This is a genomic window from Paracoccus thiocyanatus (assembly GCF_900156255.1).
In the GTDB taxonomy this organism is placed as follows: domain Bacteria; phylum Pseudomonadota; class Alphaproteobacteria; order Rhodobacterales; family Rhodobacteraceae; genus Paracoccus; species Paracoccus thiocyanatus.
Genome location: NZ_FTMK01000018.1, coordinates 39081 through 64088 on the forward strand (window position 1 = coordinate 39081; position 25008 = coordinate 64088).

A 25008-nucleotide genomic window follows, 5' to 3' on the forward strand; every position below is an offset into this window, starting at 1 on the left:
TTTCTACACCAAAGTATTAGCCGGGCAGTTCGAACACGGTCAGCTGACCGCCCAGTTCGGTATATTGCGACAGCGAGGCATAGCCGCCCACCGCCCCAAGCCCCTCGTTGGGATTGGTCAGGCCCGCCGCCAGGCCGATCCCGGCCCAGCCGCCGACACCGGACAGGATGCCGACATACTGCTTGCCGTCATGGACGTAGGTCATGACGTTGCCGATGATGCCCGACGGGGTCTTGAACTTGTAAAGCTCTTCGCCCGTTTCGGCGTCGATCGCCTTCAGATAGCCCTCCAGCGTGCCGTAGAACACCACGTCGCCCGCCGTCGCCAGCGCACCCGACCAGACCGAGAACTGTTCGGGAAGCGACCACTTGATCTCGCCCTTGATGTTGTCCCAGGCGATGAAGTTGCCCATGCCGCCGTGGCTGTCGGGGGCGGGATACATCGACAGCGTGGCGCCGACATAGGGCTGGCCGGCCGTATAGGCCACCCGGAAGGGTTCGTAATCCATGCAGACATGGTTCGTCGGCACATAGAACAGGTTGGTTTTGGGCGAGAAGGCGGCGGGCTGCTGGTCCTTGGTGCCCAGCGCGGCCGGGCAGACGCCGGTGGTGTTCTCGTCCTCGCCATTCTGTTCGGTCGAATATTCGGCCACCACGGCCGGCCGGCCATAGGTTTCCGAATTCGGGTCCATGTCCACGCCGGTGGTCCAGTTCACCGCGGGGTCGAACTTTTCGGCGACCAGCAATTCGCCGGTTTCGCGGTCCATGGTATAGGCAAGGCCGTTGCGGTCGAAATGGGTCAGGAGCTTGCGTTCCTGTCCGTCGAACTCCTGGTTGGTCAGGATCATCTCGTTGACGCCGTCATAGTCCCATTCATCATGCGGCGTCATCTGATAGAACCACTTGGCCATGCCGGTATCGACATCGCGCGCCATGATGGTCATCGACCACTTGTTGTCGCCCGGCCGCTGGCTGGGGTTCCAGGTCGAGGGGTTGCCGGTGCCGTAATAGACCAGGTTCAGGTCCGGGTCATACGAGAACCAGCCCCAGATCGGCCCGCCGCCGATCTTCCACTGGTCGCCTTCCCAGCTGTTGAGCGAGCTGTCTGCGCCGATGGGCTTGCCCAGATGCGTGGTCTTTTCGGGATCGACCAGCATTTCGTCGTCGGGGCCGGTGGAATAGGCTTTCCACGCCTCGGTCCCGTCGGCCAGGTTCAGGGCGGTCATCCGGCCGCGCACGCCGTATTCGCCGCCCGAGATCCCCACCATGACCTTGTCCTTGATCGGCACGACGGTCGCGGTCAGCGTCTCGCCGATGCCCGGATCGCCGATCTTGTTGGTCCACTTCACCTCGCCCGACTCGGCGTCCAGTGCGACCACGGTCGTGTCGGCCTGTCCCAACAGGATCATGCCGTCGGCATAGGACAGGCCGCGGTTGACGGTGTCGCAGCACATGACCGCGATGACGTTGGGGTCCTGCTGCGGCTCATAGCGCCACAGGATCTTGCCGTTGTCGTTCAGGTCCAGGGCAAAGACGTTGTTGGGGAACGGCGTATGGACATACATGATGTCGCCGATCACCAGCGGCGCGCCCTCGTGCCCGCGCAGCACCCCGGTCGAGAAGGTCCAGGCGACGCGCAGATCCTTGACGTTGTCCTTGGTGATCTGGTCCAGGGTCGAGTAGCGCGTATTCGCGTAATCGCCGGTCTGGATCGCCCATTGCTCGGGCTTGGCGATAGCGGCCATGACGCTGTCATTGGCCAAGGCCGCCGTGCCGGACAAGAGCAGCGCAAGACAGGCGCCATTCACAACTTTTTTCATGGATTTTTCCTCCCGCATGTCGGCGGTTGCGCGTGTCCTCCTGCGCAAGCACCTTCTGCGGAAAGGTTCGGGCCCGGTCGCATTTGCGTCAACGCGACCGGGGGCTTCCTTGGACCAAAGTATTAGGGAAATTCGGCAATAGGTATGGGGCATTGGCCCCTGTCCAGGGGGTCCAGTCCCCGTTCCACCCTATCCCAGCCGTTCGGCATGCCAGCGGATATGATCGCCCATGAAGCTTTGGACAAAGAAATAGCTGTGATCATAACCCTGTTGCAGGCGAAAGGTGCCGGGCTGGCGACGCTCGGCCATGGCATGGGCCAGCGCCTCGGGCTTCAGCAGATCCAGGAACTGGTCGCTTGCGCCCTGGTCGACCAGCACCTCGCCCGGATAGCCGCGCTCGCGCATCAGCAGGGTCGAATCGTGGCGTTCCCAGGCGCTGCGGTCCTGGCCCAGATAGGCCGTGAACTGCTTGCGCCCCCAGTCGGATTCGCTGGGATGCGCGATCGGCGAAAATGCCGAAACCGACTTGTAGCGGTCGGGGAAGGTCATGGCGATGGTCAGCGCCCCATGCCCGCCCATGGAATGGCCGGTGATGCCCTGCGCCTCGCGCTCCAGCGGGAAGTTGTTGAAGACCAGTTCGGGCAATTCGTGGGTGATGTAATGCCACATGCGGAAATGCGGCGCCCAGGGCTGTTCGGTCGCATCGACATAGAAGCCGGCGCCCTGCCCCAGGTCATAGGCTTCGTCATCGGCCACGCCCTCGCCACGCGGCGAGGTGTCGGGAAAGATCAGCGCGATGCCGTATTCCGCCGCCCATTCCTGCGCACCGGCCTTGGTCATGGCATTCTCATGCGTGCAGGTCAGGCCCGACAGATACCACAGCACCGGCACCTTGCCGCCCTGTGCCTCGGGCGGCAGGAAGACGGCAAAGGTCATCGGCGTGCCGGTTGCCTGCGACTGGTGGCGATAGACGCCCTGGATGCCGCCGAAGCAGCGGTTCTCGGATAGGGTTTCATAGGCCATCGTCATGGTTTTTCCCTTCTGTCAGGTCGTGGAACATGACCAGCGCATCGACATAGCCATGCCGGGGGTGAAGAAACGCAGCCGGCAAGCGGCCGACAATATCGAAACCGGCTTTCTGCCACGAATGAACGGCATCGGCATTGGTCGCGACGACAAAGTTGAACTGCATCGCCCGAAAGCCCTGCGCCCGCGCCCAGTCCTTGGCCTGGGCGACCAGCGCGCCGGCAATGCCCCGGCCGCGGGCATCGGGATGGGTGGCAAAGCTGGCATTGGCGACATGGGAGGCCGGGCCGGGCCGGTTGCGGCCGACATGGCTGGTGCCCAGCACCCGCCCGCCCAGTTCGGCCAGAAAGACGGCGAAGGGCGCGGCGAACCAGTCCGCCAGCGCCTCATCGCGGCCAATGTCAGGCGGGATGCAATAGGTTTCCCCCGCGCGATAGGCGGGTTCCAGGATGGCCCAGATCGCCTCGTGATCGTTGGACGTGGCGGGACGGATCAGAATGTCTGCCCCGCCGCCCGTCATGCCAGCTCGTCCACCGAACGGATGACCTTGCCCAGAAGGCCGTAATCCAGCGCCTCTTGCGTGTTCAGCCAGAAGTCGCGCTGGGTGTCCTTTTCGATCCGCTCGGCGCTTTGGCCGGTCGCCTCGGCGAAGATCTGGTTCAGCCGGTCGCGCATCAGCCGCACCTGCTCGGCCTGGATCATCATGTCCGAGGACGTGCCGCCGATCCCGCCCGAGGGCTGGTGGATCAGGAAACGGGTATTGGGCAGGCAATAGCGGTTTTCCCGCTCTGCGCCGACAAAGATCAGCGCCCCGGCCGAGGCCACCCAGCCCGAACCGATGGTCCGCACGGTGGGGCGGATGAACTTGATCACGTCATGGATCATATCGCCCGATTCGACATGGCCGCCGGGCGAGGAAATCAGCATGTTGATCGGCGCGTCGCCATCTTCGGCCAAGGCCAGCAGATGCGCGACGGTGCGCTGCGCCAGCTTGTCGGTAATGGCCCCGGCAACGATCACCGTGCGCGACTTGAAGTAAAGCTTGCCGATCTTGTCGCCCTCGGGCAGGCCAAGCCCTTCGTCCTTCGACCCCTCCTGGCGGCGGTCATCGTCATCGTCGTCATCGTCGTCCAGGCGGATGTGCTGTGCCATGATCGGTCCTTTCATGTTGACGGCGGGGCCGGTCGCCCGCCCCCGCCGTCCTTTTACCTAAGCAGCCCTTGACGATCAGTAAAGCACGACCGAGCGGATGGACTCGCCCGCATGCATCAGGTCGAAGCCCTTGTTGATGTCGTCCAAGGGCATGGTGTGGGTGATCATCGGGTCGATCTCGATCTTGCCGTTCATGTACCAGTCGACGATCTGCGGCACGTCGGTGCGGCCGCGCGCGCCGCCAAAGGCCGTGCCCTTCCAGACCCGGCCGGTGACAAGCTGGAACGGACGGGTGCTGATTTCCGCCCCCGCCGGCGCCACGCCGATGATGATCGACTGGCCCCAGCCGCGATGGGTGCATTCCAGCGCATCGCGCATCACCTTGACGTTGCCGGTGCAGTCAAAGCTGTAATCCGCGCCGCCGATCTGGTCGAAGGGCGTCTTGGTCAGGTTGACGATCTCCTGCACCACGTTGTCGCAATTCTTCGGGTTGATGAAATGCGTCATGCCGAAATGCTCGGCCATCGGCTTCTTGTCGTCATTCAGGTCGACGCCGATGATCATGTCGGCGCCGGCCAGCCGCAGGCCCTGAAGCACGTTCAGCCCGATGCCGCCCAGGCCAAAGACCACCGCCTTGGCGCCGATTTCCACCTTGGCGGTGTTGATGACCGCGCCGATGCCGGTGGTCACGCCGCAGCCGATATAGCAGATCTTGTCGAAGGGCGCGTCCTCGCGCACCTTGGCCACGGCGATTTCCGGCAGCACCGTGTAGTTCGAAAAGGTCGAGCAGCCCATGTAGTGATAGATCGGCGTGCCGTCGAGCATGCTGAACCGGGTGGTGCCGTCGGGCATCAGGCCCTGGCCCTGGGTCGCGCGGATGGCGGTGCAAAGGTTGGTCTTGCCCGACAGGCAGGACGCGCATTGCCGGCATTCGGGGGTGTAAAGCGGGATGACATGGTCGCCCGGCTTGACCGAGGTGACGCCGGGGCCGACCTCGACCACCACGCCCGCGCCTTCATGGCCCAGGATCGCCGGAAAGATGCCTTCGGGATCGGCGCCGGAAAGGGTGAATTCGTCGGTATGGCAGATGCCGGTGGCCTTTATCTCGACCATGACCTCGCCGGCCTTGGGACCTTCCAGGTTGACCTCCATGACCTCCAGCGGCTTGCCGGCTTCCAACGCGACGGCGGCACGGGTTCTCATGTTCCTATCTCCTTTTGGCGGCGCTGGGCCTTGTGGTTCTTTTCATGGCCTCGGGGGCCGGTAAACCGGCCCCCGCCATGTATCGTGATCTGTCAGGCGCTTAGGCCGCAAGAGCGCCGGACCGCTTGGCGACATGGGTGGCGATCGCATCCATCAGCGGCGGCGAAAGCGCATCATAGGGTTCCAGCCCCAATTCCCGCAACCGGGCGCGAATCGCGTCCATGCGGCTGGGATCGACGCCCGATTCGATGACCGAGCTGACGAAGGCGGCGAATTCCGGCGCCGACCAGCCGTCCTGGTCGGACAGTTCGGTATGGACGAAATCCAGCCCGTAGAACGGGTGGTCGCGGTTTTCGATCCGGCCATACATATGCACGCCGCAATCGCGGCAGCGATAACGCTGGATCGGCGCTTCGGCGTTCACGACCTCTAGCTTGTCGGCGCCTTCCAGCACTTCCACCGCGTCGCGGCCGACGACGGCCACCTGCGAAAAGATCGCGCCTTCGGGCTTCCAGCATTTGGTGCAGCCGCAGACATGGTTATGCGCGGTCTGCGACCGGACTGCGACCCGGACCGGATTCGTGGTGCATTTGCATTGCAGCGTCCCGCCGGTAAATCCGGGCTGGGCCGGCTTGATGCCGTTGTCGACCGCGGGATGGATCTTTACTCCCGATGTGTCCACCATAGTCCTGTTCCTCCCCTTAAAGCCATTGCGCCGAGGTTCGCGCCACGGCAGGGCCGGGGCAAGTGGGCAAAAGGTTGTAACCCCCCCGTGCCGCGGTCGGCCTATGCTTCCGGGCGAGAGACCAGCCAGGCCCCGATGGCGGTGCAGGCCAGCACCTGCACGGTGATGATCCGCGGATCGAGTCCCAGCCAGATCGCCCAGGCCACGCCCGCGGACATGCCGGCCACGGCCCAGATCTTGGCGTTCCGGCTGATCACGCCGCGCTTGCGCCAGGCGCGGATCGGCGGGCCGAACCGGGGATGGCGCATGATGCGCGCCCCCAGCCGCGGCGAGGAGCGCGCAAAGGCCCAGACCGCAAGCAGCAGGAACGGCACCGTCGGCAAGACCGGCAGGAAAATCCCGATCGCGCCCAGCGTCAGGGTCAGCCAGCCCATCGAGAGCCACAGATATCGCATCTTACTCCGCCAGTTCGCGCAGGATCGCATTGAGCACCGGACGCCCGGCCGGTGTCGCCGCCAGCCGCCCGTCCCGCAGCGAGATAAGGCCCAATTCGCTGAGATTCATCAGCCGATCCTGCGGCAATTTCGCGCCATGCGCCAGATAGCGCGCAATCTCCAGCCCCTCGACCAGCCGCATGGACATCAGCAGATATTCCAGCGCCCGGTCCGGCAGGTCCAGAATCTCGCGGGCGCTGTCGCCATTGGCGCGCGCCTCGACCGCGTCGAGCCATTCGCCCGGCGCCCTGTGCGCCTCGGTCGCCCAGCGGCCCGTGGGCAGCGTCAGCCGGCCATGCGCGCCCGGCCCCACCGCGGCCCAGTCGCCTTGCCGCCAATAGACCAGGTTGTGCCGGCTTTCCGCACCGGGCCGGGCGTGGTTCGAGATTTCATAGGTCGGCATCCCCGCCGCTGCGCAGATGTCCTGCGTGTCCAGATACATGTCGGCGGACAGGTCGTCGCCGGGCAGGCCCCTGAGCCCGCCTTTGGCGTGGCGGGCGCCAAAGGCGGTGCCCGGCTCGATGGTAAGCTGATAGGCCGAAAGGTGATCGACGGCCATGCCAAGCGCCTGGGTCAATTCGCGCCGCCAATGCGCGCGGTCCTGGTCCTGGCGGGCATAGATCAGGTCGAAGCTGACCCGCGTGAAACAATCGCGCGCGATGTCGAAGGCGGCGCGGGCCTCGGCCGCCGAATGCATCCGGCCCAGCCGGCGCAGGTCGTCATCATTGAGCGCCTGCACCCCCATCGAGACGCGATTGACGCCGGCATCGGCATAGGCGCGGAAGCGGCCGGTTTCGACGCTGGTCGGGTTGGCTTCCAGCGTGATCTCGATGTCATTGGCAAAGGGCCAGGCGGCGCGCGCGGCCTCGATCACGCCGGCCACGGTCTCGGGCGCCATCAGGCTGGGGGTGCCGCCGCCAAAGAAGATGCTGTTGAGCACCCGCCCCGGCGTGTCGCGACCCAGCCGGGCCAGTTCGCGGCGATAGGCGGCCAGCCAGCGGCCCTGGTCGATCACGGCCGCGACATGGCTGTTGAAATCGCAATAGGGGCATTTGGCGGCGCAAAAGGGCCAATGGACGTAAAGCGCGAAACCGCCGGCCCGCCAATCCTGGGCAAGCGATGCGGTGCAGGCGGCAGGGGCTGGCATGGACAGGGTCATTCCCGAAAGGCGGTCACTTCGATCTCGACCTTCATTTCGGGTCTGATGAGCCCGGCGACAACCATTGTCGCAGCCGGTAACGCATCCTTCATCGCATCGCGCAGCACCGGCCTATGCAAACAGCGTCTCCAGCTTGCTGAAGGCGCGGGCGCGGTGGCTGATGGCGTTCTTTTCCTCGGCCGTCATCTCGGCATAGGTCAGGTCATGGCCGTCCGGGACGAAGATCGGGTCGTAGCCATGGCCCTGCACCCCGCGCGGCGGCCAGACCAGCCGGCCGGGCGCGACGCCCTCGAAAATCTCCTCGTGCCCATCGGGCCAAAGCAGGACCAGCGTGGCGCGGAACTGCGCGCTGCGCGGCTCGGGCGCGCCGCGTTCGTCCAGTTCACGCCAGGTGCGGGTCATCGCCTGCATGAAGTCGCGGCCCTGCGGAGTCTCGGCCCAGTCGGCGGTATAGACGCCGGGCGCGCCGTCCAGCCCGTCCACGGTGATGCCGCTGTCATCGGCCAGGACCGGCAGCCCGGTCGCCTGCATGGCGGCGCGGGCCTTGATGCGGGCATTGCCGATGAAACTGTCCTCGGTCTCGGCCGGCTCGGCCAGGCCCATCTCGCCGGCCGAAACCACCTTGATGCCATGCGGGGCCATCAAGGCGCGGATCTCGTCCAGCTTGCCGCGGTTATGGGTGGCGACCAGCAGGGTCTTTTCCGTCAGTTTGCGCATGCCATCGCCTCGGTCTGGGCGCGGACCAGTTCAGCCACCCCGGCTTCGGCCAGATCGAGCAGTTGGTCCATTTCCGGGCGCGAGAAGGTGGCGCCTTCGGCCGACATCTGCACCTCGATCAGCCGCCCGGCCCCGGTCATGATGAAATTGCCGTCGGTCCCGGCCTCGCTATCCTCGGCATAGTCCAGGTCCAGCACGGCCTGTCCGGCGTAAATGCCGCAGGACACGGCGGCCACATGGTCCAGGATCGGGTCCGAGGTGATGATCCCCGCCTTCAAAAGCCGGTTTGCGGCCAGGCGCAGCGCCACCCAGCCGCCGGTAATGGCGGCGCAGCGGGTGCCGCCATCGGCCTGGATCACGTCGCAGTCGATGACGATCTGCCGTTCCCCCAGCGCGCGGCGGTCCACCCCGGCGCGCAGCGCGCGGCCGATCAGGCGCTGGATCTCTTGCGTGCGGCCGGACTGCTTGCCCGCCGCCGCCTCGCGCCGGTTGCGGGTGTTGGTCGCGCGCGGCAGCATCCCGTATTCGGCCGTCACCCAGCCCTGGCCCGATCCCTTCAGGAAGGGGGGCGCCTTGTCCTCGATGCTGGCCGAGCACAGCACGCGCGTATGGCCGCAGGTGATCAGGCAAGAGCCCTCGGCATGGCGCATGACGCCCGTTTCGATTGAAATCGGACGCATATCGCTTAAATTCCGGCCAGAGGGACGCATCTTTCATTCCTTTCGGGGGTTTTGGCATTCAGATACAGGTCCGAAGCCCATGCCCGCAACCCGTGAATGTCCTGACACCATGCCCATGCCCGAAACAGCGCTGCTTTCCGATCTGAACGACCGCTCACGCGAAGTCTTTCGCCGCGTGGTCGAAGCCTATCTTGCCACCGGCGAGCCGGTCGGCTCTCGCACCCTGACGCGCGAGATGACGGAAAAGGTCAGCGCCGCGACGATTCGCAACGTGATGCAGGACCTGGAATTGCTGGGGCTTCTGGATCACCCGCATATCTCGGCCGGGCGCATGCCCACGCAGCTTGGCCTGCGCCTGTTCGTGGACGGGCTGATGGAGGCCGGGCCGGTTTCGGCCAGCGACCGCGAGATGATCGACGAGACGCTGGACGGCAACCGCGAAACCGGCGTCATGCTGGACCGGGTCAGCACGGCGCTGTCGGCGCTGACCCAGGGGGCATCGCTGGTGCTTATGCCCAAGCAGGAAGCGCCGGTGCGGCATATCGAATTCGTCAGCCTGGCCCCGGACCGGGCCTTGGTGGTGCTGGTCTTTGCCGACGGCCGGGTCGAGAACCGGGTCTTTGCCCCCCCGCCCGGCCACACCGCCAGTTCCATGCGCGAGGCGGCGAATTTCCTGAACGCCGTGGCAGAAGGCCGCACCCTGGCGGAACTGCGCCGCAGCATCGCGCGCGAGATCGAGGCCAGCCGGCAAAAGCTGGACGGCATTGCGGCGCAGCTCGTATCCTCGGGCCTGGCGCTGTGGGAGGGGGAAAGCACCGATCCCCGGCTGATCGTGCGCGGCCGCGCCAATCTGCTGGCGCATGAGCTGGCCGACCTGGACCGGATCCGCAGCCTGTTCGACGACCTGGAACGCAAGCGCGACATCGCCGAATTCCTGGAACTGGCCGAACAGGGCGAGGGGGTGCGCATTTTCATCGGCTCGGAAAACAAGCTTTTTTCACTTTCCGGTTCCTCTCTGGTGGTTTCACCCTATATGAATGCCGACCGAAAGATTGTGGGCGCGGTCGGCGTCATCGGTCCGACGCGGCTGAACTATGGCCGCATCGTGCCGATCGTCGACTATACTGCGCAGCTTGTCGGCCGGGTGCTGTCCGGTCGGAAAGGATGATGAGGACATGACGAACGAAAACCCGAACGGCAGCCCGCTGGATGAGGAGATCATCGACCCTCTGACCGATGACGCGCCTTCGCCCGATGTCGAGGCCCTGGTCGCCGAGCGGGACGAATACCGCGACCGCTTCATGCGGGCCTTGGCCGATGCCGAGAACGCCCGCAAGCGCGCCGAAAAGGACCGCCGGGATGCCGAGCAATATGGCGGCTCGCGGCTGGCGCGCGACCTGCTGCCGGTGCATGACGCATTGACCCGCGCGCTGGATGTGGCCGGCGAGGAACAGCGCGCCGCGGCCGCGGCCCTGATCGAAGGCGTCGAACTGACCCTGCGCGAGTTGAACAACGTTTTCGCCAAGCACGGAATCAAGGTCATCACCCCTGCCCTGGGCGAAAAGTTCGACCCGCAGCAGCACGAGGCGATGTTCGAAGCGCCCGTCCCCGGCACCGTGGCCGGCAATATCATCCAGGTCATGGACAACGGGTTCATGCTGCATGACCGCCTGTTGCGGCCGGCAAAGGTGGGCGTCAGTTCGACCCCGGCAAGCTGAACCCGAAAGAAAAGCGGCGAAGACCCCGGAAGGTTCCGGGGTCCGCATTTAGTGCATATCTTTAGCTTTTATACCAGATATCGCGTCAGTTTCCCGCCAATAACTGGCAAAGCCGATCCAATTGGTCCAGATCGCGATAGGTGATGACCATCTGGCCGCCGTCCATGCCGGCATGGTTGATCGCCACCTTCATCTTCAGATGCGCTGACAGGTCGCCTTCAAGCGCGCGGGTGTCCGCGTCCTTTTCCTGCCGGGCGCTTTTGGGTTTCTGCGGCTTGGGCCCCTCGGCCTGGCGGCGCACCAGATCTTCCGTTTCGCGCACGGACAGGGATTTTTCCATCACCTTGCGGGCAAGATCGACAGCATTCGGAGCGGTGATCAGCGCACGGGCATGGCCGGCGGTCAGCTTCCCCTCTTTCAGCCAGGCTTGCACCTGGTCCGGCAGGTTCAAAAGACGCAGCAGGTTGGCGATATGGCTGCGGCTTTTGTTCAAAGCCTCGGCCAGCTTTTCCTGCGTATGGCCGAACCGCTCCATCAATTGGCGATAAGAGGCCGCTTCTTCCACTGCGTTCAGATCGGCACGCTGGATATTCTCGACAATCGCGACTTCCAGAACTTCGGTATCATCCAGTTCGCGGATGATGACCGGAACTTCGTGCAACTGCGCTATCTGCGCCGCCCGCCAGCGCCGTTCTCCGGCGACGATCTGGTAAAGGCCGCGATCTGACGGGTGCGGCCGCACGATCAGCGGCTGCAACAACCCCCGCGACCGCAAGGAATCGGCAAGCTCTTGCAACGCTTCGGGGGCGAAGCTGCGCCGCGGCTGGTCGGGGTTCGGCGTCAACTGCTCGACGGGAAGGATCTGTCGCGGAGCCGGCCGCTCTGACGGAATCAGGTCGACATCCGCCATAAGCGCCGAAAGGCCCCTGCCCAGGCCGCGCTTTTCCAGCTTGTTCTCTGCCATGATGCCTCCTCAGGCGGTCGCGAGTTGACGGGACAGGAACTCCTTTGCCAATTCGCGATAGGCTTGGCTTCCCTTGGAGTTTGGATCGTATTGCAAAACCGGCATCGCATGCGACGGCGCTTCGGAAAGGCGGACATTGCGCGGAATCACGGTCTGATAAACCAGACCCGAAAGCGTGCTGCGCGCGTCCGCCTCGACCTGCTGGGAAAGATTGTTCCGGTTGTCCGACATGGTCAGCAGCACCCCTTCGATCCGCAGATCCGGGTTGGCGGTCTGGCGCACCTCGCGAACGGTCATCAGAAGCTGTGAAAGCCCCTCCAACGCATAGAATTCGGCTTGCAGCGGCACCAGGACGCTATCCGCCGCCACCATGGCGTTGACCGTCAGCAAGCCAAGCGCAGGGGGGCAGTCGATCAAGATATAGTCGAATTCGCCCGGATTGGTCAGTTTCCGCCGCAATAGCTGGGTCCGCCCGGCGCGGCTGGATAGCTCGACATCGGCAGAGGCAAGGTCGCTATTTGCAGGAACAATGCAAAGATTGGCGATAGCCGTGTCGCGAAGCATGTCTTGCACCATCGGCTCGCCGGTCAGCAGATCATAAGAGGTAAGCTCGCGGTCCTCTAGCGGCACCCCCAGCCCGGTAGAAGCATTCCCCTGTGGGTCTAGGTCAATGATGACAACGCGCTGCCCCTGCTCTGCCAAGGCGGCCCCCAGATTGATCGCTGTCGTGGTTTTCCCGACTCCGCCTTTCTGATTGGCGACGGCAACGATGCGGGTGTCAGGCATGGCGTATTCCCGTGATTTCCAGAATGGCCGCGTCAGGATCTGTCGCGCTTTGGTGGGGCTTGAGGTCGAATGTCCAGTTATTCCTTGCCTGTGCGACTTCCGCCCTCCAGTTGCGGCCCTTCATCAGCCACGCCGTGCCGGTAGGATGCAGATGTCGATTCACATATGCCATGAGTTGCGGCAGAGGGGCAAGCGCCCTGGCGCTGATATTGGCGGCATCCAGCCCGTCCAAAACCTCGATACGCTGACAGATGACCTTGGCGCCCAAAGACAGTTCGCGCACGACGCTTCGCAGGAATGCGGCCTTTCGCTGATCGCTTTCAATCAGCGTCAGCGAAAAATCCGGGCGCATGATCGCCATAACAATGCCCGGAAGGCCGCCGCCGCTGCCCAGATCGAGCCAGTCTCCGGGGGTGCTTTCTGCGATTTCAGCTAGATGCAAGCTATCCGCAATATGCCGGGTTTCAAGCTGGTCCAGCGTGGATGGCGCGACCAGATTGATGGCCGGGTTCCATTTCCGCAGCATGGAGGCGTAACCGCGAAGCCTCTCTGTTTCACGTGAAACACTCATCCGGCGCGACGCTTATTTGCTCGAAGAACTGCCAGCAGAAGAGTCAACGCCGCGGGGGTCATGCCTTCGATATTCGCCGCCGCAGCCAAGTTCGCAGGGCGGTGTTGGTTAAGCTTGAATTTTAGCTCGTTGGAAAGCCCCGGCAGGGCGTCATAGTCAAACCCGGCGGGGATCACGACCGCTTCTTCCTTACGCAGCATATTGGCGTCGCGTTCCTGGCGATCCGCGTATTGATGGTAAAGAGCATCCGCGGCCAATTGCCGAATGGTCGCCGGCTCATGCGCGGCCAGATCGGCATCCAGGGCAAGTATCTGATCTGGTTCAATATCCTTCTGCGCAAGCAGGGTAAACAGGCTGCGGCGCGCGCCGTCCTGCCGCACAACGATGCCTGACCGCGAAAGTTCAGCCGGCGTGAAGGAAACCGTTTCTGCGCGCTCACGAGCAGCGACATAGCGCTGCATCTTGTCCAGAAACGCAGCCTGCCGCCCCTGACCGACGCAGCCGATGTCGATCCCCAATGGGGTCAGACGTTGATCGGCGTTGTCGGCGCGCAGGGACAGCCGGAACTCGGCCCGCGAGGTAAACATGCGATAAGGTTCGCTCACGCCGCGGGTAATAAGGTCATCGATCATCACGCCGATATAGCTTTGAGAGCGACTGAAATGCAGCGGTTCACGGCCCTGGGCCTTGAGCGCAGCGTTCAGCCCGGCAACCAGCCCTTGTGCGCCAGCCTCTTCATAGCCGGTGGTGCCGTTGATCTGCCCGGCCAGAAACAGGCCGGAAAGCGCCTTTGTTTCCAACGACGGTGTCAACGCGCGCGGGTCGACATAGTCATATTCAACCGCATATCCCGGCTGGGCGATCTGCGCCTGTTCCAAACCGCGAATGGATCGGACATAGGCAAGCTGGACCTCTTCCGGCAAGGAGGTGGATATGCCGTTGGGGTAAACCAGGTCGCTGTCCAGCCCCTCGGGTTCCAGGAATATCTGGTGCGACTCTTTTCCCGCAAAGCGGACGATCTTGTCTTCGATCGAGGGGCAATAGCGCGGCCCCACCCCATCGATCCGCCCGCCATACATGGCTGACAAGGCCAGGTTGTCCCGGATGATGCGGTGCGTTTCACCATTCGTATGCGTAATGGCGCAGTTGATCTGGGGAACAGCAGGAACTGTGTTGAGATACGAGAACATCACCGGGCTGTCGTCGCCCTGTTGCTGCTCCAGGCTTTCCCAATTGATGCTTTCTCGCAACAGCCGCGGCGGTGTCCCGGTCTTTAATCGTCCCAAGGGCAGGTTGAGCGGGTGCAAAGACGCCGCCAGCCCTGTGGAGGCTTGGCCGCCCCACCGTCCGGCCGGACGGCTGACTTGGCCTATATGGATGATTCCATTCAGAAATGTTCCGGTGGTCAAGATGACCTGCCGCGCACCCAATTCCCGCCCGTCTGCCAGTTTCAAGCCAATGACCTGCCCCTGCTCGTGCAACAGCTCATCAGCCTCGCCGAAGATCAAGGAAAGGCCATCTTGCGCCGCTACGGCACGTGCTGCCGCGGCTCGATACAGCTTCCGGTCCGCCTGGGCGCGCGGACCTTGCACGGCCGGCCCCTTCCTGCGGTTCAACAGCCGAAACTGTATGCCAGCGGCATCCCCCAATCGCCCCATCAGCCCATCAAGTGCGTCGATTTCCCGCACAAGATGACCCTTGCCCAGCCCTCCGATCGCAGGATTGCAGGACATGGTTCCGATATCGTCCTGCTTCAGCGTGACCAGGCAGGTCCGGACGCCCATACGCGTAGCGGCTGCGGCGGCTTCCACGCCGGCATGGCCTCCGCCAATGACGATCACATCGAATTGTTCCACGTGAAACCCTACTTCCCGATACAGAATGAGCGGAAGATTTCATCCAGATAATCTTCTGCCCCGACCCGCCCCACCAACACCGACAAGGCCAGATTTACTTGCCGCAGCGCTTCTGCAAGCAGTTCGGGCGCGGTCTCTTGGGTGATTTCCAGCGCCGAGCAAGCCCGCTGCAAGGCTTCCGCCTGGCGCTTATGCCCAACCAGCCCCAAACCCGCTGCCCTGTGGCGCAGCGCATCATAGACCATATCCAGAAGTTCCGCGACCCCTTCGCCGGTGGCGCCCGAAACCGCCAGGCCCTGGCCCGGAACCAGATCCGCCTTGGAGCGCAAGACGATATCGCCCTTTTTGATCTGGTCGACAGGGCGCCCCTCCTCCGACAGATGAATGCGCAGGTCTGCATCCGCCGCCCGGCGCAAGGCCTTGGCCACCCCCATCCGTTCCACCGGATCGTCGCTTTCACGCAATCCCGCCGTGTCTATGAAGGTCACCGGCAACCCGCGCAGCTCGGTATGCAGTTCCAGAATGTCCCGCGTCGTCCCCGCCATCTCGGATACCAGCGCGATTTCGCGTTGCCCGATCCGGTTCAGCAAGGTGGATTTCCCGGCATTGGGCGGCCCGATGATCGCCACCTCATAGCCCTGGCGCAGCCGTTCGGTCGCCGGATAGCGCGCCAGCATCTCGGAAATGTCGGCGCGAACCGCCTCGATCAAGGCAAAGGCTTCGGCCGGGACATCCTCGGGCACCTCTTCATCGGCAAAATCGATGCTGGCTTCGATCAAGGCGCCGGCCCGGACCAGCTTGGCCCGCAATTGCTCGACCTTTTGCCCCAAAAGCCCTTCCGTGGCCTGCATGGCAAGCTTGCGCTGCGCCTCGGTTTCCGCGGACAGCAGATCCGCCAACCCCTCGGCCTCTGCCAGATCCATGCGGCCGTTGAGAAAAGCCCGACGGGTGAACTCTCCCGCTTCCGCGCGCCGCAACCCGCGCGCAATCAGGGCCTGCGACACTCTGTTGGCAATGACCGGCGCGCCATGCAGATGCAGTTCCGCGACTTCCTCGCCGGTAAAGCTCCGCCCGCTTTCGAACCAGATCACCAAGGCTCGATCGATCAGGTCGTCGCCGTCGCGCAAGGCGCGAAGCGTGGCGATACGCGGCGTCGCAACCGGCCCCGCCAGCGTTTCCATCGCGGCGCGCGCCTTCGGCCCGCTTAGACGGACAACACAAACCCCCCCTCGGCCGGGCGGCGTGGCCTCGGCAAAGATCGTATCCACCACGTCCTCCGCACCATCAGGCGTTCATCGAGTCGAAGAATTCGCTGTTGGTCTTGGTCTGTTTCAATTTGGAGATCAGGAACTCGACCGCATCGGTGGTCCCCATAGGGTTCAGGATGCGCCGCAGCAGATAGGTCTTTTGCAAGTCCTTGGAATCGACCAGCAATTCTTCCTTGCGGGTGCCGGATTTCAGGATGTCCATGGCCGGGAAAACGCGCTTGTCGGCGACCTTGCGGTCCAGCACGATCTCGCTATTGCCGGTGCCCTTGAACTCTTCGAAGATCACCTCGTCCATGCGCGAGCCGGTGTCGATCAGCGCCGTGGCGATGATGGTCAGCGATCCGCCCTCTTCGATATTGCGCGCCGCGCCGAAGAACCGCTTGGGACGCTGCAAGGCATTCGCGTCAACGCCACCGGTCAGCACCTTGCCCGAGCTGGGCACCACGGTATTGAACGCCCTACCAAGTCTTGTGATCGAATCCAGCAAGATCACAACATCTCGCTTATGTTCGACCAAGCGCTTGGCCTTTTCAATCACCATTTCCGACACGGCAACGTGACGGCTGGCCGGTTCGTCGAAGGTCGAGGAAATGACCTCGCCCTTCACGGACCGCTGCATGTCCGTCACTTCTTCGGGCCGCTCGTCGATCAGCAGCACGATCAGATAGCATTCGGGATGGTTCTTCTCGATCGAATGGGCGATGTTTTGCAGCAGCACCGTCTTGCCGGTGCGCGGCGGCGCCACGATCAGCGACCGCTGGCCCTTGCCGATCGGCGCGACCAGGTCGATGATCCGGGCCGAACGGTCCCTGATGGTCGGGTCCTCGATCTCCATCTTCAGCCGCTCATTGGGGTAAAGCGGCGTCAGGTTGTCGAAGGCGACCTTGTGACGGGCCTTTTCCGGGCTTTCGAAATTGATCTTTTCGACCTTGGTCAGGGCGAAATAGCGCTCATTCTCGCCCGGTGCGCGGATCACGCCCTCGACCGTGTCGCCGGTGCGCAGGCTGTGCTGGCGGATCATGTCGGGGCTGACATAGATGTCGTCGGGACCGGGCAGATAGTTCGCCTCGGGCGAACGCAGGAAGCCGAAACCGTCCTGGACCACCTCCAGCACGCCGTCGCCGCCGATGTCCCAGCCTTCCTCGGCATGTTCCTTCAGGATCGAGAACATCATCTCGCCCTTGCGCATGGTCGATGCGTTCTCGATCTCCCATTCCTCGGCCATGGCCAGCAGGTCGGCCGGGCTTTTGGCCTTGAGATCGGACAGGTTGAGGCGTTCTTCGGTCATGTCTAGCCTATGGCCGCGCATCGCCCGACGCATGATCGGTCCGCGCAGGAAACTGTGTCAGGAAAAGCCCCGCCGGACGGCGGTTGCCGCGTCACATAGGCACAATCCCGTCCCGAGTCAATTCTTCCTAGAATTTCACGATCACCGAAAGCACGATCACGACCATGAACAGCGTCGGCAGTTCGTTCATCATCCGATAGCTTCGTCCGCTCAGCCCCTGCCCGGCCAGCAATGACCGCCGCTGCCCCGCCAGCCACATGTGAAACCAGGTCATCGCCAGCACGCCGGCGGCCTTGGTCCAGGGCCAGATCATCGTCCAGTCCACGATCCCCGGCGTCAGCACCAGCATCAGGCCGGCAATCCAGGTCACGATCATCGACGGGTTCATGATCAGCCGCAGCAGCTTGTCTTCCATGATCTTAAAGGATTGCGCCGGTTCCTGTCCCGACCGCCCGCGCTCGGCGTGATAGACGAACAGCCGGGGCAGATAGAAGATCCCAGCCATCCAGGTGATCACTGCCATCACATGCAGGGCCTTGGTCCAGGGATAGGCAAGAGCCAGGAAATCGAACATGCGGCACCTCCAGCGCCTGCCATCCTCTAAATATCAATAAAGATAAAGAAAAGGATGTTGTTGTGGTTGGGCCTGTGGATAGCTGGAAAACCTGGGTTCAAGCCGGATGTCCCCACCCCGCCCGGCCTGGGGAGAAAAATCGAATCAGCCGGCAATTTCAGGAAAATTCTTTTTTTGCCATAGGGATGCAAGATACCGATCTGTGGATAAGTTTGTGAAAATTTTTCTTTTCCACAGCATGTGGGCGCTTTGCCGCGGGTTGTGGACATGGGGAGAAACTGCTTTCGTTCTCACCCTGTCGCGGGGTGTCGCGCAGGCCCCGGCGGAGGCTGCCCGATTTCCACAGATTCGACCCGCCGAGTCGGCCAGGCTTATCCACAGGGTTATGCCGGGCGCCACTATCCGGGGCGGATCAGGGCCAAGGTTCGTTTCCGTCATCGCGGCGTCGCATTTGACAAGCTTCCCCCGCAAAGCGGTGCGAAGCTGTCCCAAGGACGCCCTCTTTTTGATGGAATCACGCCATGCTGAACACGGCAGAAATCCTGGACCAGCTTGCCCGCCGGCGGAAGAATTTCTCGCTTAGCCGCGACCTTTACAGCGACGAGGGCGCCTATCGCGCCGATCTTGAGCATATCTGGTATCGCGAATGGCTGTTTGCCGTTCCCGCTTGCGACATTCCCAAGACCGGCCACCACGCCACCTTGCAGGTCGGCGCCTATCCCGTGGTGGTCGTGCGCGGTGCCGATGGGCAGATCCGCGCCTTTCACAACGTCTGCCGCCATCGCGGCCAGCGGCTGTGCCCCAAGCAGAACGGCAGCTCTGCCAAGCTGGTCTGCCCCTATCACCAGTGGACTTATGACCTTGACGGCAAGCTTCTGTTTGCGCGCGACATGGGGCCGGATTTCGATCCGTCTCAATTCAGCCTGAAGCCGGTGGAATGCCGGGTCGAAGGCGGCATGGTCTTCATCTGCCTGGCCGATGATCCGCCGGATTTCGAACCCTTGGGCGGCTTCCTGCGCGACTATGTCGGCGCCAGCGACCTGTCGAACGCCAAGGTGGCCTTCACCTCGACCATCGTCGAAAACGGCAACTGGAAGCTGGTGATCGAGAACAATCGCGAATGCTATCATTGCGGCGGCAGCCACCCTTCGCTTTGCCGAAGCTATTCCGACAATCCGCTGATGACGGTGATGGAGGGGCCGAACGCCGCCTCGGCCGAGATCCTGGCGCATTGGGACCGCTGCGACCAGGCCGGCCTGCCCGCGCGTTTCGTGAACGATCCGGGGATGCAATGGCGCTTTGCCCGCGTGCCGCTGCTGAACAATGCCGAAAGCTTTACCATGTCCACCAAGGCGGCGGTGAACCGGCGCATGGGCACGATCCCGTGGAACGACGCCGGCAGCCTGATGTTCTATCACTTCCCGTCAAGCTGGCACCACTTCCTGCCCGACCATGCCATCGTGTTCCGGCTGCTGCCGATCTCTCCGACCCAGACCGAGATGACGTCGAAATGGCTGGTCCACAAGGACGCGGTCGAGGGCGTGGACTACGACCTGCAAAAGCTGACCGAGGTCTGGCTGGCCACCAATGACGAGGATCGCCGCGTGGTCGAGGAAAACCAAAAGGGCATCCTGTCCCCGGCCTATGAGCCCGGCCCCTATTCCCCCAGCCAGGAAGAGGGCGTGATCCATTTCGTCGACTGGTATGTGCGGCGGATGATGGACCGGCTGTCGCCACGCCCGGCGATGGCGGCGGAATAATGGCGGTTCTGGTCAAGGCTTTCGGCGAAAACCCGTGGCGGGACGACGAGCCCCTGGAATGCGAGATGGTGGTGCCCGAAACCCTGGACACCTCTACCTTCACCTTTCGCGCCCCTTCGGGGGCTTGGTTCAACTATCAGCCGGGACAGTTCGTTACCCTGGACCTGCCCCTGCCCGGCGGCAATCTTCAGCGCACCTATACGATCAGCTCCAGCCCGTCGCGGCCGCTGTCGATTTCGGTCACGGTCAAGGCGCAGCCGGGCAGCATCGGCGGGCGCTGGATGCTGGACCACCTGCGGCCGGGGATGCGGCTGAAAGCCTTTGGACCGGCGGGGATCTTTTCCTTTGTCCAGCACGAGGCGCCGAAATACCTGTTCATCTCGGCCGGGTCGGGGATCACGCCGATGATGTCCATGGCCACCTGGGCCTGGGATTCGGGCGAGATGCCGGACATCGTCTTTGTCCATGCGGCGCGCACGCCCAGCGACATCATCTTTCGCCAGCGGCTGGATGGGATGGCCGACCGCGTGCCCGGCTTGCAACTGCGCTTTACCGTCGAGGAATCGGACCCGTTCCGCTCGTGGCACGGCTATCGCGGCCGTCTCAACCAGATCATGCTGGGGCTGATGGCGCCCGACTATCTGGAACGCGAGGTGTTCTGCTGCGGACCCGAGCCGTTCATGCAGGCGGTGCGCGACATGCTGATCGCGCTGGGCTACGACATGGACCGCTATCACCAGGAAAGCTTCGGGGCGCCCATCCGCAACCAGGCCGAAACCCCGGTGCTGGACGACCTGGTCCCGGACCAGGAAAGCGCCGCGCAGATCACCTTCGAAACCTCGGGCGTGACCGCGAATTGCGCCCAGACCGACACCGTGCTGGCCGTGGCCAGGGCCAATGGGCTGAATATTCCGTCGGGCTGCACCTTTGGCCTGTGCGGCACCTGCAAGATCAGGAAGACCGCCGGAGAAGTGCATATGGTCCATAACGGCGGCATCACCGACGAGGATATCGAGGACGGCTATATCCTGGCCTGCTGTTCGCATCCGATCGGTGCGGTCTCGGTCGAGGTGTGACCAAAGACCCAAGGTTTTTCTGGGAAAAGCGGCGATCCGAAAGCTTCGCCGCTTTTTCGCGCCGCGCTTGACAGAACTACCATACCGGGTGATCCTGACCCGGTACCTATCTATTCGACAGGCAAAGGAGGGCACGATGAATATCGACCTCTCGCGGCGCGGTTTCCTGAAACTGGCGGGTGCGGGCGTCGCGGCGACATCGCTGGGGGCCATGGGCTTCGGCGGGGCAGAGGCAGCGGAACAGGCGCATGTGCGCGCCTTCAAGCTGGCCTCGACGACCGAGACGCGCAACACCTGCCCCTATTGCTCGGTCGCCTGCGGCGTCATCATCTATTCGAATGGCGACCTGAAGGCCGGGCAAGAGGCCAGGGTCGTCCATATCGAAGGCGATGCCGACCATCCGACCAACCGCGGCACGCTTTGCCCCAAAGGCGCGGCGCTGAAGGATTTCGTCAATGCCGAGACGCGGCTGACCACCCCGCGCATCCGCCGCCCCGGCGCCGCCAGCTTCGAGGAGATTTCCTGGGAAGAGGCGCTGGACAAGATCGCCCGCGCCTTGAAGGACGACCGCGACGCCAACATGGTTCTGACCAATGACGACGGCGTGCCGGTCAACCGCTGGACGACGGCCGGCTATCTGGCCGCTTCGGCCACCACCAATGAAACGGCATGGCTGACCTACAAGACGGTCAGGGCCATGGGAATCGTCGGTTTCGACAACCAGGCGCGCGTCTGACACGGCCCCACGGTGTCCAGTTTGGGCCCGACATTTGGCCGTGGAGCGATGACCAACTCCTGGACCGACATCAAGAATACCGACCTTGTGGTCGTCATGGGCGGCAACGCTGCCGAAGCGCATCCCTGCGGCTTCAAATGGGTGACCGAGGCCAAGGCCAATCGCGGCGCCAAGCTGATCGTGGTGGACCCGCGCTTTACCCGCACCGCTTCGGTGGCGGATTACTATGCGCCGATCCGGCCCGGTTCGGACATTGCCTTCCTGATGGGTCTCATCAACTGGATGATCCAGAACGACAAGGTCCAGTGGGACTATGTCCGCAACTTCACCAATGCCGGGCTGATCGTAAGGGACGATTTCGGCTGGAACGACGGGCTTTTCACCGGCTACGACCCGGAAAAGCGTGATTACGACAAGACAAGCTGGGACTATGTCATCGGCGATGACGGCTTTGCCCAGGTGGACATGACGCTGGAGCATCCGCGCTGCGTCTGGAGCCTGCTGAAAGAGCATGTCTCGCGCTACACGCCCGAACTGGTCGAGCAGGTCTGCGGCACGCCCCGCGACCGCTTCCTGAAGATCGCCGAGATGATCGGCGAATGCTCGGCCCCCGACCGGACCATGACCTCGATGTATGCGCTGGGCTGGACCCAGCACTCGAAAGGGGCGCAGAACATCCGCGGCATGGCGATGTTGCAGCTGATCCTGGGCAATATCGGCGTCCGCGGCGGCGGCATGAACGCGCTGCGCGGCCATTCCAACATCCAGGGCCTGACCGATATCGGGCTGATGTCGAACCTGATCCCCGGCTACCTGAACATCCCGACCGAGTCAGAGCCGGACTGGCAGACCTATATGTCCAGCCGCCGCTTTACGCCCTTGCGGCCGGGCCAGACCAGCTATTGGCAGAACTACCCCAAGTTCATGGTCAGCTTCATGAAGGCCATGTGGGGCGATGCGGCCACGGCGGAAAACGACTGGGCCTATGACTACCTGCCCAAGCTGGATGTGCCGACCTATGACATCCTGCGCATGTTCGAGCTGATGGATGCGGGGCAGGTGAACCTGTACTTCTGCCAGGGCTTCAACCCGCTTCTGTCCTTTCCGAACCGGGCCAAGGTGACTTCGGCGCTGTCCAGGCTGAAGCTTCTGGTGGTCATGGACCCGCTGGCGACGGAAACGGCGCATTTCTGGGAAAACCACGGCGCGCATAACGACGTGGACACCGCCTCGATCCAGACCGAGGTGCTGGAACTGCCCTCGACCTGCTTTGCCGAGGATGACGGCGCGCTGGTCAATTCCGGGCGCTGGCTGCAATGGCACTGGTCGGCGGCGACTCCGCCCGGCCAGGCCAGGCACGACACCTGGATCATGGCGCAGATCTTCCTGAGGGTGAAAAAGCTTTATCAGGAAGAAGGCGGGGTCTTCCCCGACCCGATCCTGAACCTGACCTGGGACTATGCCGACCCCGACGAGCCCTCGCCCGAGGAACTGGCCAAAGAGATGAACGGCCGCGCGCTGGAAGATGTCCGCGATCCCGCCGACCCGACCAGGGTGCTGACCGCCAGGGGCAAGCAGCTTCTGAACTTCAGTCAGTATCGCGACGACGGCACCACCATGGGGGCATGCTGGATCTATTCCGGCTGCTGGAACGAAGAAGGCAACAATATGGCGCGGCGGGACAATACCGATCCCGACGATACCGGCGCCTATCCGAACTGGACCTTTTCCTGGCCGCTGAACCGGCGGATCCTGTATAACCGCGCCTCTGCCGACATGCAGGGCCGGCCCTGGGATCCCTCGCGCAAGCTGCTGGAATGGGACGGGACGAAATGGACCGGCTATGACGTGCCCGACATCGCCCCCACCGCCAGGCCCGAAGAGGTCGGCCCCTTCATCATGAACCAGGAAGGCGTCTCGCGCCTGTTCACGCGGGGGATGATGCGCGACGGGCCGTTCCCGACGCATATGGAGCCGTTCGAATCGCCCCTGGCCAATGTCTTCAACCCGCAGATGCGCGGCAATCCGGTGGCGCGGGTCTTTGCCAGCGATGCCGAGCAATTCGCCACCAGCGAAGAGTTCCCGATCGCCGCGACCTCCTATCGCCTGACCGAGCATTTCCACTACTGGACCAAGCATAACCGTGTGAACGCCGCGCTCCAGCCGGAATTCTTCGTCGAGATCAGCGAGGAACTGGCAGCCGAAAAAGGCATCCAGAGGGGCGGCTGGGTGCGCGTCTGGTCCAAGCGCGGCGAGGTCCGGGCCAAGGCCCTTGTCACCGGGCGGCTGAAGCCGATGCAATGCGGCGACAAGCTGGTGCATGTCATCGGCATCCCGCTGCATTGGGGCTTCATGGGGGCGGCGCGCAAGGGCTTCGGCCCGAACAGCCTGACGCCATTCGTCGGCGATGCGAACGTGGAAACGCCTGAATTCAAGGCGTTCCTGGTCAATATCGAACCCGCCACGGGGGAGGCCGTATCATGACGACCGATCCGAACCTCGACAGCCCGCGCACGGCGGTTTCGAACCCGCCCGTGCAACCGACGCGGGCCAATCTGGGGCCGGGCGACCTTATCCGGTCCTCGGCCACGCCCGACCTGCCGCCGCCGACGCGCCAATTGACGCCGGTGGCCAAGCTGATCGACGTGTCGAAATGCATCGGCTGCAAGGCCTGCCAGTCAGCCTGCGCCGAATGGAACGACACCTATCCCGAGGTCGAAGAAAATGTCGGCATTTACGAAAACCCCCACGACCTGACGCCCGACATGTTCACCCTGATGCGGTTTTCGGAATACGAGAATCCGCAGACCGGGGATTTCGAATGGCTGATCCGCAAGGACGGCTGCATGCATTGCGCCGATCCGGGCTGCCTCAAGGCTTGCCCGGCCCCCGGCGCCATCGTGCAATATTCGAACGGCATCGTCGATTTCATCCACGAGAACTGCATCGGCTGCGGCTATTGCGTGACGGGCTGTCCCTTTGACATCCCGCGCATCAGCAAGACCGACCACCTTGCCTATAAATGCACGCTTTGTTCGGACCGGGTGGCGGTGGGTCAGGGGCCGGCCTGCGCCAAGGCCTGCCCGACCCAGGCCATCGTCTTTGGCACCAAGGAAGACATGCTGGCCCATGCCGAAACGCGGGTCGAGGACCTGAAATCCCGCGGCTACGACAATGCCGGCATCTATGACCCGCAGGGCGTCGGCGGCGCGCATGTCTTTTATGTGCTGCACCATGCCGACCAGCCGGCGCTTTACTCGGGCCTGCCCGAAGAGCCGCGTATTTCTTCGGTGGTCGAGGGGTGGAAAGGGCCGACCAAGGCGCTGGGCCTGGCGGCCATCGGGGTCGCCGCCGTGGGATCGGTCCTGCATGGGCTGATGACGCGGGCCAACAAGGTCTCGGCCGAGGACGAAACCCAAGCCGAACAACTGGTCGAGGGACGCGAGCCCCCGCTCAGGCCGGAAACGGAGGTGTAG

The 25008-nt window shown here is 63.4% G+C and carries 24 protein-coding genes and 1 pseudogene; 6 read left to right on the top strand and 19 right to left on the bottom strand.

Going from position 1 to position 25008, the window contains the following annotated elements:
• Positions 1–16: 16 nt before the first annotated feature.
• From F3H32_RS13020 to rph, 11 genes and pseudogenes are all read right to left on the bottom strand, one after another.
• On the bottom strand, positions 17–1819 hold the full coding sequence (locus tag F3H32_RS13020) for a methanol/ethanol family PQQ-dependent dehydrogenase (RefSeq protein ID WP_149766236.1): 1803 nt from the start codon (positions 1817–1819) through the stop codon (positions 17–19).
• 189 nt (positions 1820–2008) lie between these two features.
• On the bottom strand, positions 2009–2848 hold the full coding sequence (gene fghA / locus F3H32_RS13025; RefSeq protein WP_149766237.1) for an S-formylglutathione hydrolase: 840 nt from the start codon (positions 2846–2848) through the stop codon (positions 2009–2011).
• Positions 2832–3365, bottom strand: a complete 534-nt coding sequence (locus tag F3H32_RS13030; RefSeq protein WP_149766238.1) for a GNAT family N-acetyltransferase — start codon at positions 3363–3365, stop codon at positions 2832–2834. The genes fghA and F3H32_RS13030 overlap by 17 nt, the downstream gene beginning before the upstream one ends.
• Positions 3362–3997, bottom strand: coding sequence for an ATP-dependent Clp protease proteolytic subunit (locus tag F3H32_RS13035; RefSeq protein ID WP_149766239.1), 636 nt, complete (start codon positions 3995–3997; stop codon positions 3362–3364). The genes F3H32_RS13030 and F3H32_RS13035 overlap by 4 nt, the downstream gene beginning before the upstream one ends.
• Before the next feature lie 75 nt (positions 3998–4072).
• Entirely contained in the window at positions 4073–5200 is a 1128-nt protein-coding gene (locus F3H32_RS13040; protein WP_149766240.1) for an S-(hydroxymethyl)glutathione dehydrogenase/class III alcohol dehydrogenase, read from the bottom strand.
• A gap of 100 nt (positions 5201–5300) precedes the next feature.
• Positions 5301–5885 (bottom strand): S-(hydroxymethyl)glutathione synthase, encoded by a 585-nt coding sequence (gene gfa, locus F3H32_RS13045; protein ID WP_149766241.1) that lies wholly within the window; start codon positions 5883–5885, stop codon positions 5301–5303.
• Positions 5886–5986: 101 nt separating this feature from the next.
• Positions 5987–6340, bottom strand: coding sequence for a YbaN family protein (locus F3H32_RS13050; RefSeq protein WP_149766242.1), 354 nt, complete (start codon positions 6338–6340; stop codon positions 5987–5989).
• Position 6341: 1 nt separating this feature from the next.
• Positions 6342–7526, bottom strand: a complete 1185-nt coding sequence (gene hemW / locus F3H32_RS13055; RefSeq protein ID WP_149766261.1) for a radical SAM family heme chaperone HemW — start codon at positions 7524–7526, stop codon at positions 6342–6344.
• 8 nt (positions 7527–7534) lie between these two features.
• A pseudogene (locus F3H32_RS13060) lies at positions 7535–7648 on the bottom strand (RidA family protein); the annotation flags it as partial.
• A 1-nt stretch (position 7649) separates the two neighbouring features.
• Complete coding sequence (rdgB, locus tag F3H32_RS13065) at positions 7650–8255, bottom strand: RdgB/HAM1 family non-canonical purine NTP pyrophosphatase (protein WP_149766243.1); 606 nt, start codon at positions 8253–8255, stop codon at positions 7650–7652.
• Positions 8243–8965, bottom strand: coding sequence for a ribonuclease PH (gene rph, locus F3H32_RS13070; RefSeq protein WP_149766244.1), 723 nt, complete (start codon positions 8963–8965; stop codon positions 8243–8245). The genes rdgB and rph overlap by 13 nt, the downstream gene beginning before the upstream one ends.
• 85 nt (positions 8966–9050) lie before the next feature.
• Here rph and hrcA point away from each other — a divergent pair, with 85 nt between their 5' ends.
• Both hrcA and F3H32_RS13080 read left to right on the top strand, forming a co-directional pair.
• The gene (gene hrcA / locus F3H32_RS13075; RefSeq protein ID WP_115754440.1) at positions 9051–10103 is read left to right on the top strand and encodes a heat-inducible transcriptional repressor HrcA; all 1053 of its coding nucleotides are present in this window, start codon (positions 9051–9053) and stop codon (positions 10101–10103) included.
• A 7-nt stretch (positions 10104–10110) separates the two neighbouring features.
• Complete coding sequence (locus F3H32_RS13080; RefSeq protein WP_181900502.1) at positions 10111–10653, top strand: nucleotide exchange factor GrpE; 543 nt, start codon at positions 10111–10113, stop codon at positions 10651–10653.
• Between the two features lie 85 nt (positions 10654–10738).
• On the opposite strand, the gene F3H32_RS13085 is transcribed toward F3H32_RS13080, so the two are convergent.
• From F3H32_RS13085 to F3H32_RS13120, 8 genes are all read right to left on the bottom strand, one after another.
• A complete protein-coding gene (locus F3H32_RS13085; protein WP_149766245.1) occupies positions 10739–11617 on the bottom strand; it encodes a ParB/RepB/Spo0J family partition protein in 879 nt (292 codons plus the stop codon).
• A 9-nt stretch (positions 11618–11626) separates the two neighbouring features.
• The gene (locus F3H32_RS13090) at positions 11627–12403 is read right to left on the bottom strand and encodes a ParA family protein (RefSeq protein WP_149766246.1); all 777 of its coding nucleotides are present in this window, start codon (positions 12401–12403) and stop codon (positions 11627–11629) included.
• The gene (gene rsmG, locus F3H32_RS13095) at positions 12396–12974 is read right to left on the bottom strand and encodes a 16S rRNA (guanine(527)-N(7))-methyltransferase RsmG (protein ID WP_149766247.1); all 579 of its coding nucleotides are present in this window, start codon (positions 12972–12974) and stop codon (positions 12396–12398) included. The genes F3H32_RS13090 and rsmG overlap by 8 nt, the downstream gene beginning before the upstream one ends.
• A complete protein-coding gene (gene mnmG, locus F3H32_RS13100; RefSeq protein ID WP_149766248.1) occupies positions 12971–14830 on the bottom strand; it encodes a tRNA uridine-5-carboxymethylaminomethyl(34) synthesis enzyme MnmG in 1860 nt (619 codons plus the stop codon). The genes rsmG and mnmG overlap by 4 nt, the downstream gene beginning before the upstream one ends.
• A gap of 8 nt (positions 14831–14838) precedes the next feature.
• Positions 14839–16098: a tRNA uridine-5-carboxymethylaminomethyl(34) synthesis GTPase MnmE gene (mnmE, locus tag F3H32_RS13105; protein WP_149766249.1), complete on the bottom strand. Its 1260-nt coding sequence runs from the start codon at positions 16096–16098 to the stop codon at positions 14839–14841.
• 16 nt (positions 16099–16114) lie between these two features.
• Positions 16115–17386 (bottom strand): transcription termination factor Rho, encoded by a 1272-nt coding sequence (rho, locus tag F3H32_RS13110; RefSeq protein WP_115754384.1) that lies wholly within the window; start codon positions 17384–17386, stop codon positions 16115–16117.
• 127 nt (positions 17387–17513) lie between these two features.
• On the bottom strand, positions 17514–17960 hold the full coding sequence (locus tag F3H32_RS13115) for a CopD family protein (protein WP_149766250.1): 447 nt from the start codon (positions 17958–17960) through the stop codon (positions 17514–17516).
• Positions 17961–17986: 26 nt separating this feature from the next.
• Complete coding sequence (locus tag F3H32_RS13120) at positions 17987–18229, bottom strand: hypothetical protein (RefSeq protein ID WP_149766251.1); 243 nt, start codon at positions 18227–18229, stop codon at positions 17987–17989.
• 252 nt (positions 18230–18481) lie between these two features.
• Between F3H32_RS13120 and F3H32_RS13125 the strand changes: the two genes are divergently transcribed.
• The 4 genes from F3H32_RS13125 (at position 18482) to fdxH (ending at position 25008) form a co-directional block, all read left to right on the top strand.
• A complete protein-coding gene (locus F3H32_RS13125) occupies positions 18482–19720 on the top strand; it encodes an aromatic ring-hydroxylating oxygenase subunit alpha (RefSeq protein ID WP_149766252.1) in 1239 nt (412 codons plus the stop codon).
• Entirely contained in the window at positions 19720–20796 is a 1077-nt protein-coding gene (locus F3H32_RS13130) for a hybrid-cluster NAD(P)-dependent oxidoreductase (RefSeq protein WP_149766253.1), read from the top strand. The genes F3H32_RS13125 and F3H32_RS13130 overlap by 1 nt, the downstream gene beginning before the upstream one ends.
• A gap of 136 nt (positions 20797–20932) precedes the next feature.
• Positions 20933–24016 (top strand): formate dehydrogenase-N subunit alpha, encoded by a 3084-nt coding sequence (gene fdnG / locus F3H32_RS13135; RefSeq protein WP_149766254.1) that lies wholly within the window; start codon positions 20933–20935, stop codon positions 24014–24016.
• Positions 24013–25008: a formate dehydrogenase subunit beta gene (gene fdxH, locus F3H32_RS13140; RefSeq protein WP_149766255.1), complete on the top strand. Its 996-nt coding sequence runs from the start codon at positions 24013–24015 to the stop codon at positions 25006–25008. The genes fdnG and fdxH overlap by 4 nt, the downstream gene beginning before the upstream one ends.

What these genes read in the sequence shown, in the direction of transcription:
- F3H32_RS13020 (WP_149766236.1), bottom strand. Translation starts at nt 1,819, where the DNA reads ATGAAAAAAGTTGTGAATGGCGCCTGTCTTGCGCTGCTCTTGTCCGGC.
- fghA (WP_149766237.1), bottom strand. Translation starts at nt 2,848, where the DNA reads ATGACGATGGCCTATGAAACCCTATCCGAGAACCGCTGCTTCGGCGGC.
- F3H32_RS13030 (WP_149766238.1), bottom strand. Translation starts at nt 3,365, where the DNA reads ATGACGGGCGGCGGGGCAGACATTCTGATCCGTCCCGCCACGTCCAAC.
- F3H32_RS13035 (WP_149766239.1), bottom strand. Translation starts at nt 3,997, where the DNA reads ATGGCACAGCACATCCGCCTGGACGACGATGACGACGATGACGATGAC.
- F3H32_RS13040 (WP_149766240.1), bottom strand. Translation starts at nt 5,200, where the DNA reads ATGAGAACCCGTGCCGCCGTCGCGTTGGAAGCCGGCAAGCCGCTGGAG.
- gfa (WP_149766241.1), bottom strand. Translation starts at nt 5,885, where the DNA reads ATGGTGGACACATCGGGAGTAAAGATCCATCCCGCGGTCGACAACGGC.
- F3H32_RS13050 (WP_149766242.1), bottom strand. Translation starts at nt 6,340, where the DNA reads ATGCGATATCTGTGGCTCTCGATGGGCTGGCTGACCCTGACGCTGGGC.
- hemW (WP_149766261.1), bottom strand. Translation starts at nt 7,526, where the DNA reads ATGCCAGCCCCTGCCGCCTGCACCGCATCGCTTGCCCAGGATTGGCGG.
- rdgB (WP_149766243.1), bottom strand. Translation starts at nt 8,255, where the DNA reads ATGCGCAAACTGACGGAAAAGACCCTGCTGGTCGCCACCCATAACCGC.
- rph (WP_149766244.1), bottom strand. Translation starts at nt 8,965, where the DNA reads ATGCGTCCCTCTGGCCGGAATTTAAGCGATATGCGTCCGATTTCAATC.
- hrcA (WP_115754440.1), top strand. Translation starts at nt 9,051, where the DNA reads ATGCCCGAAACAGCGCTGCTTTCCGATCTGAACGACCGCTCACGCGAA.
- F3H32_RS13080 (WP_181900502.1), top strand. Translation starts at nt 10,111, where the DNA reads ATGACGAACGAAAACCCGAACGGCAGCCCGCTGGATGAGGAGATCATC.
- F3H32_RS13085 (WP_149766245.1), bottom strand. Translation starts at nt 11,617, where the DNA reads ATGGCAGAGAACAAGCTGGAAAAGCGCGGCCTGGGCAGGGGCCTTTCG.
- F3H32_RS13090 (WP_149766246.1), bottom strand. Translation starts at nt 12,403, where the DNA reads ATGCCTGACACCCGCATCGTTGCCGTCGCCAATCAGAAAGGCGGAGTC.
- rsmG (WP_149766247.1), bottom strand. Translation starts at nt 12,974, where the DNA reads ATGAGTGTTTCACGTGAAACAGAGAGGCTTCGCGGTTACGCCTCCATG.
- rho (WP_115754384.1), bottom strand. Translation starts at nt 17,386, where the DNA reads ATGACCGAAGAACGCCTCAACCTGTCCGATCTCAAGGCCAAAAGCCCG.
- F3H32_RS13115 (WP_149766250.1), bottom strand. Translation starts at nt 17,960, where the DNA reads ATGTTCGATTTCCTGGCTCTTGCCTATCCCTGGACCAAGGCCCTGCAT.
- F3H32_RS13120 (WP_149766251.1), bottom strand. Translation starts at nt 18,229, where the DNA reads ATGTCCACAACCCGCGGCAAAGCGCCCACATGCTGTGGAAAAGAAAAA.
- F3H32_RS13125 (WP_149766252.1), top strand. Translation starts at nt 18,482, where the DNA reads ATGCTGAACACGGCAGAAATCCTGGACCAGCTTGCCCGCCGGCGGAAG.
- F3H32_RS13130 (WP_149766253.1), top strand. Translation starts at nt 19,720, where the DNA reads ATGGCGGTTCTGGTCAAGGCTTTCGGCGAAAACCCGTGGCGGGACGAC.
- fdxH (WP_149766255.1), top strand. Translation starts at nt 24,013, where the DNA reads ATGACGACCGATCCGAACCTCGACAGCCCGCGCACGGCGGTTTCGAAC.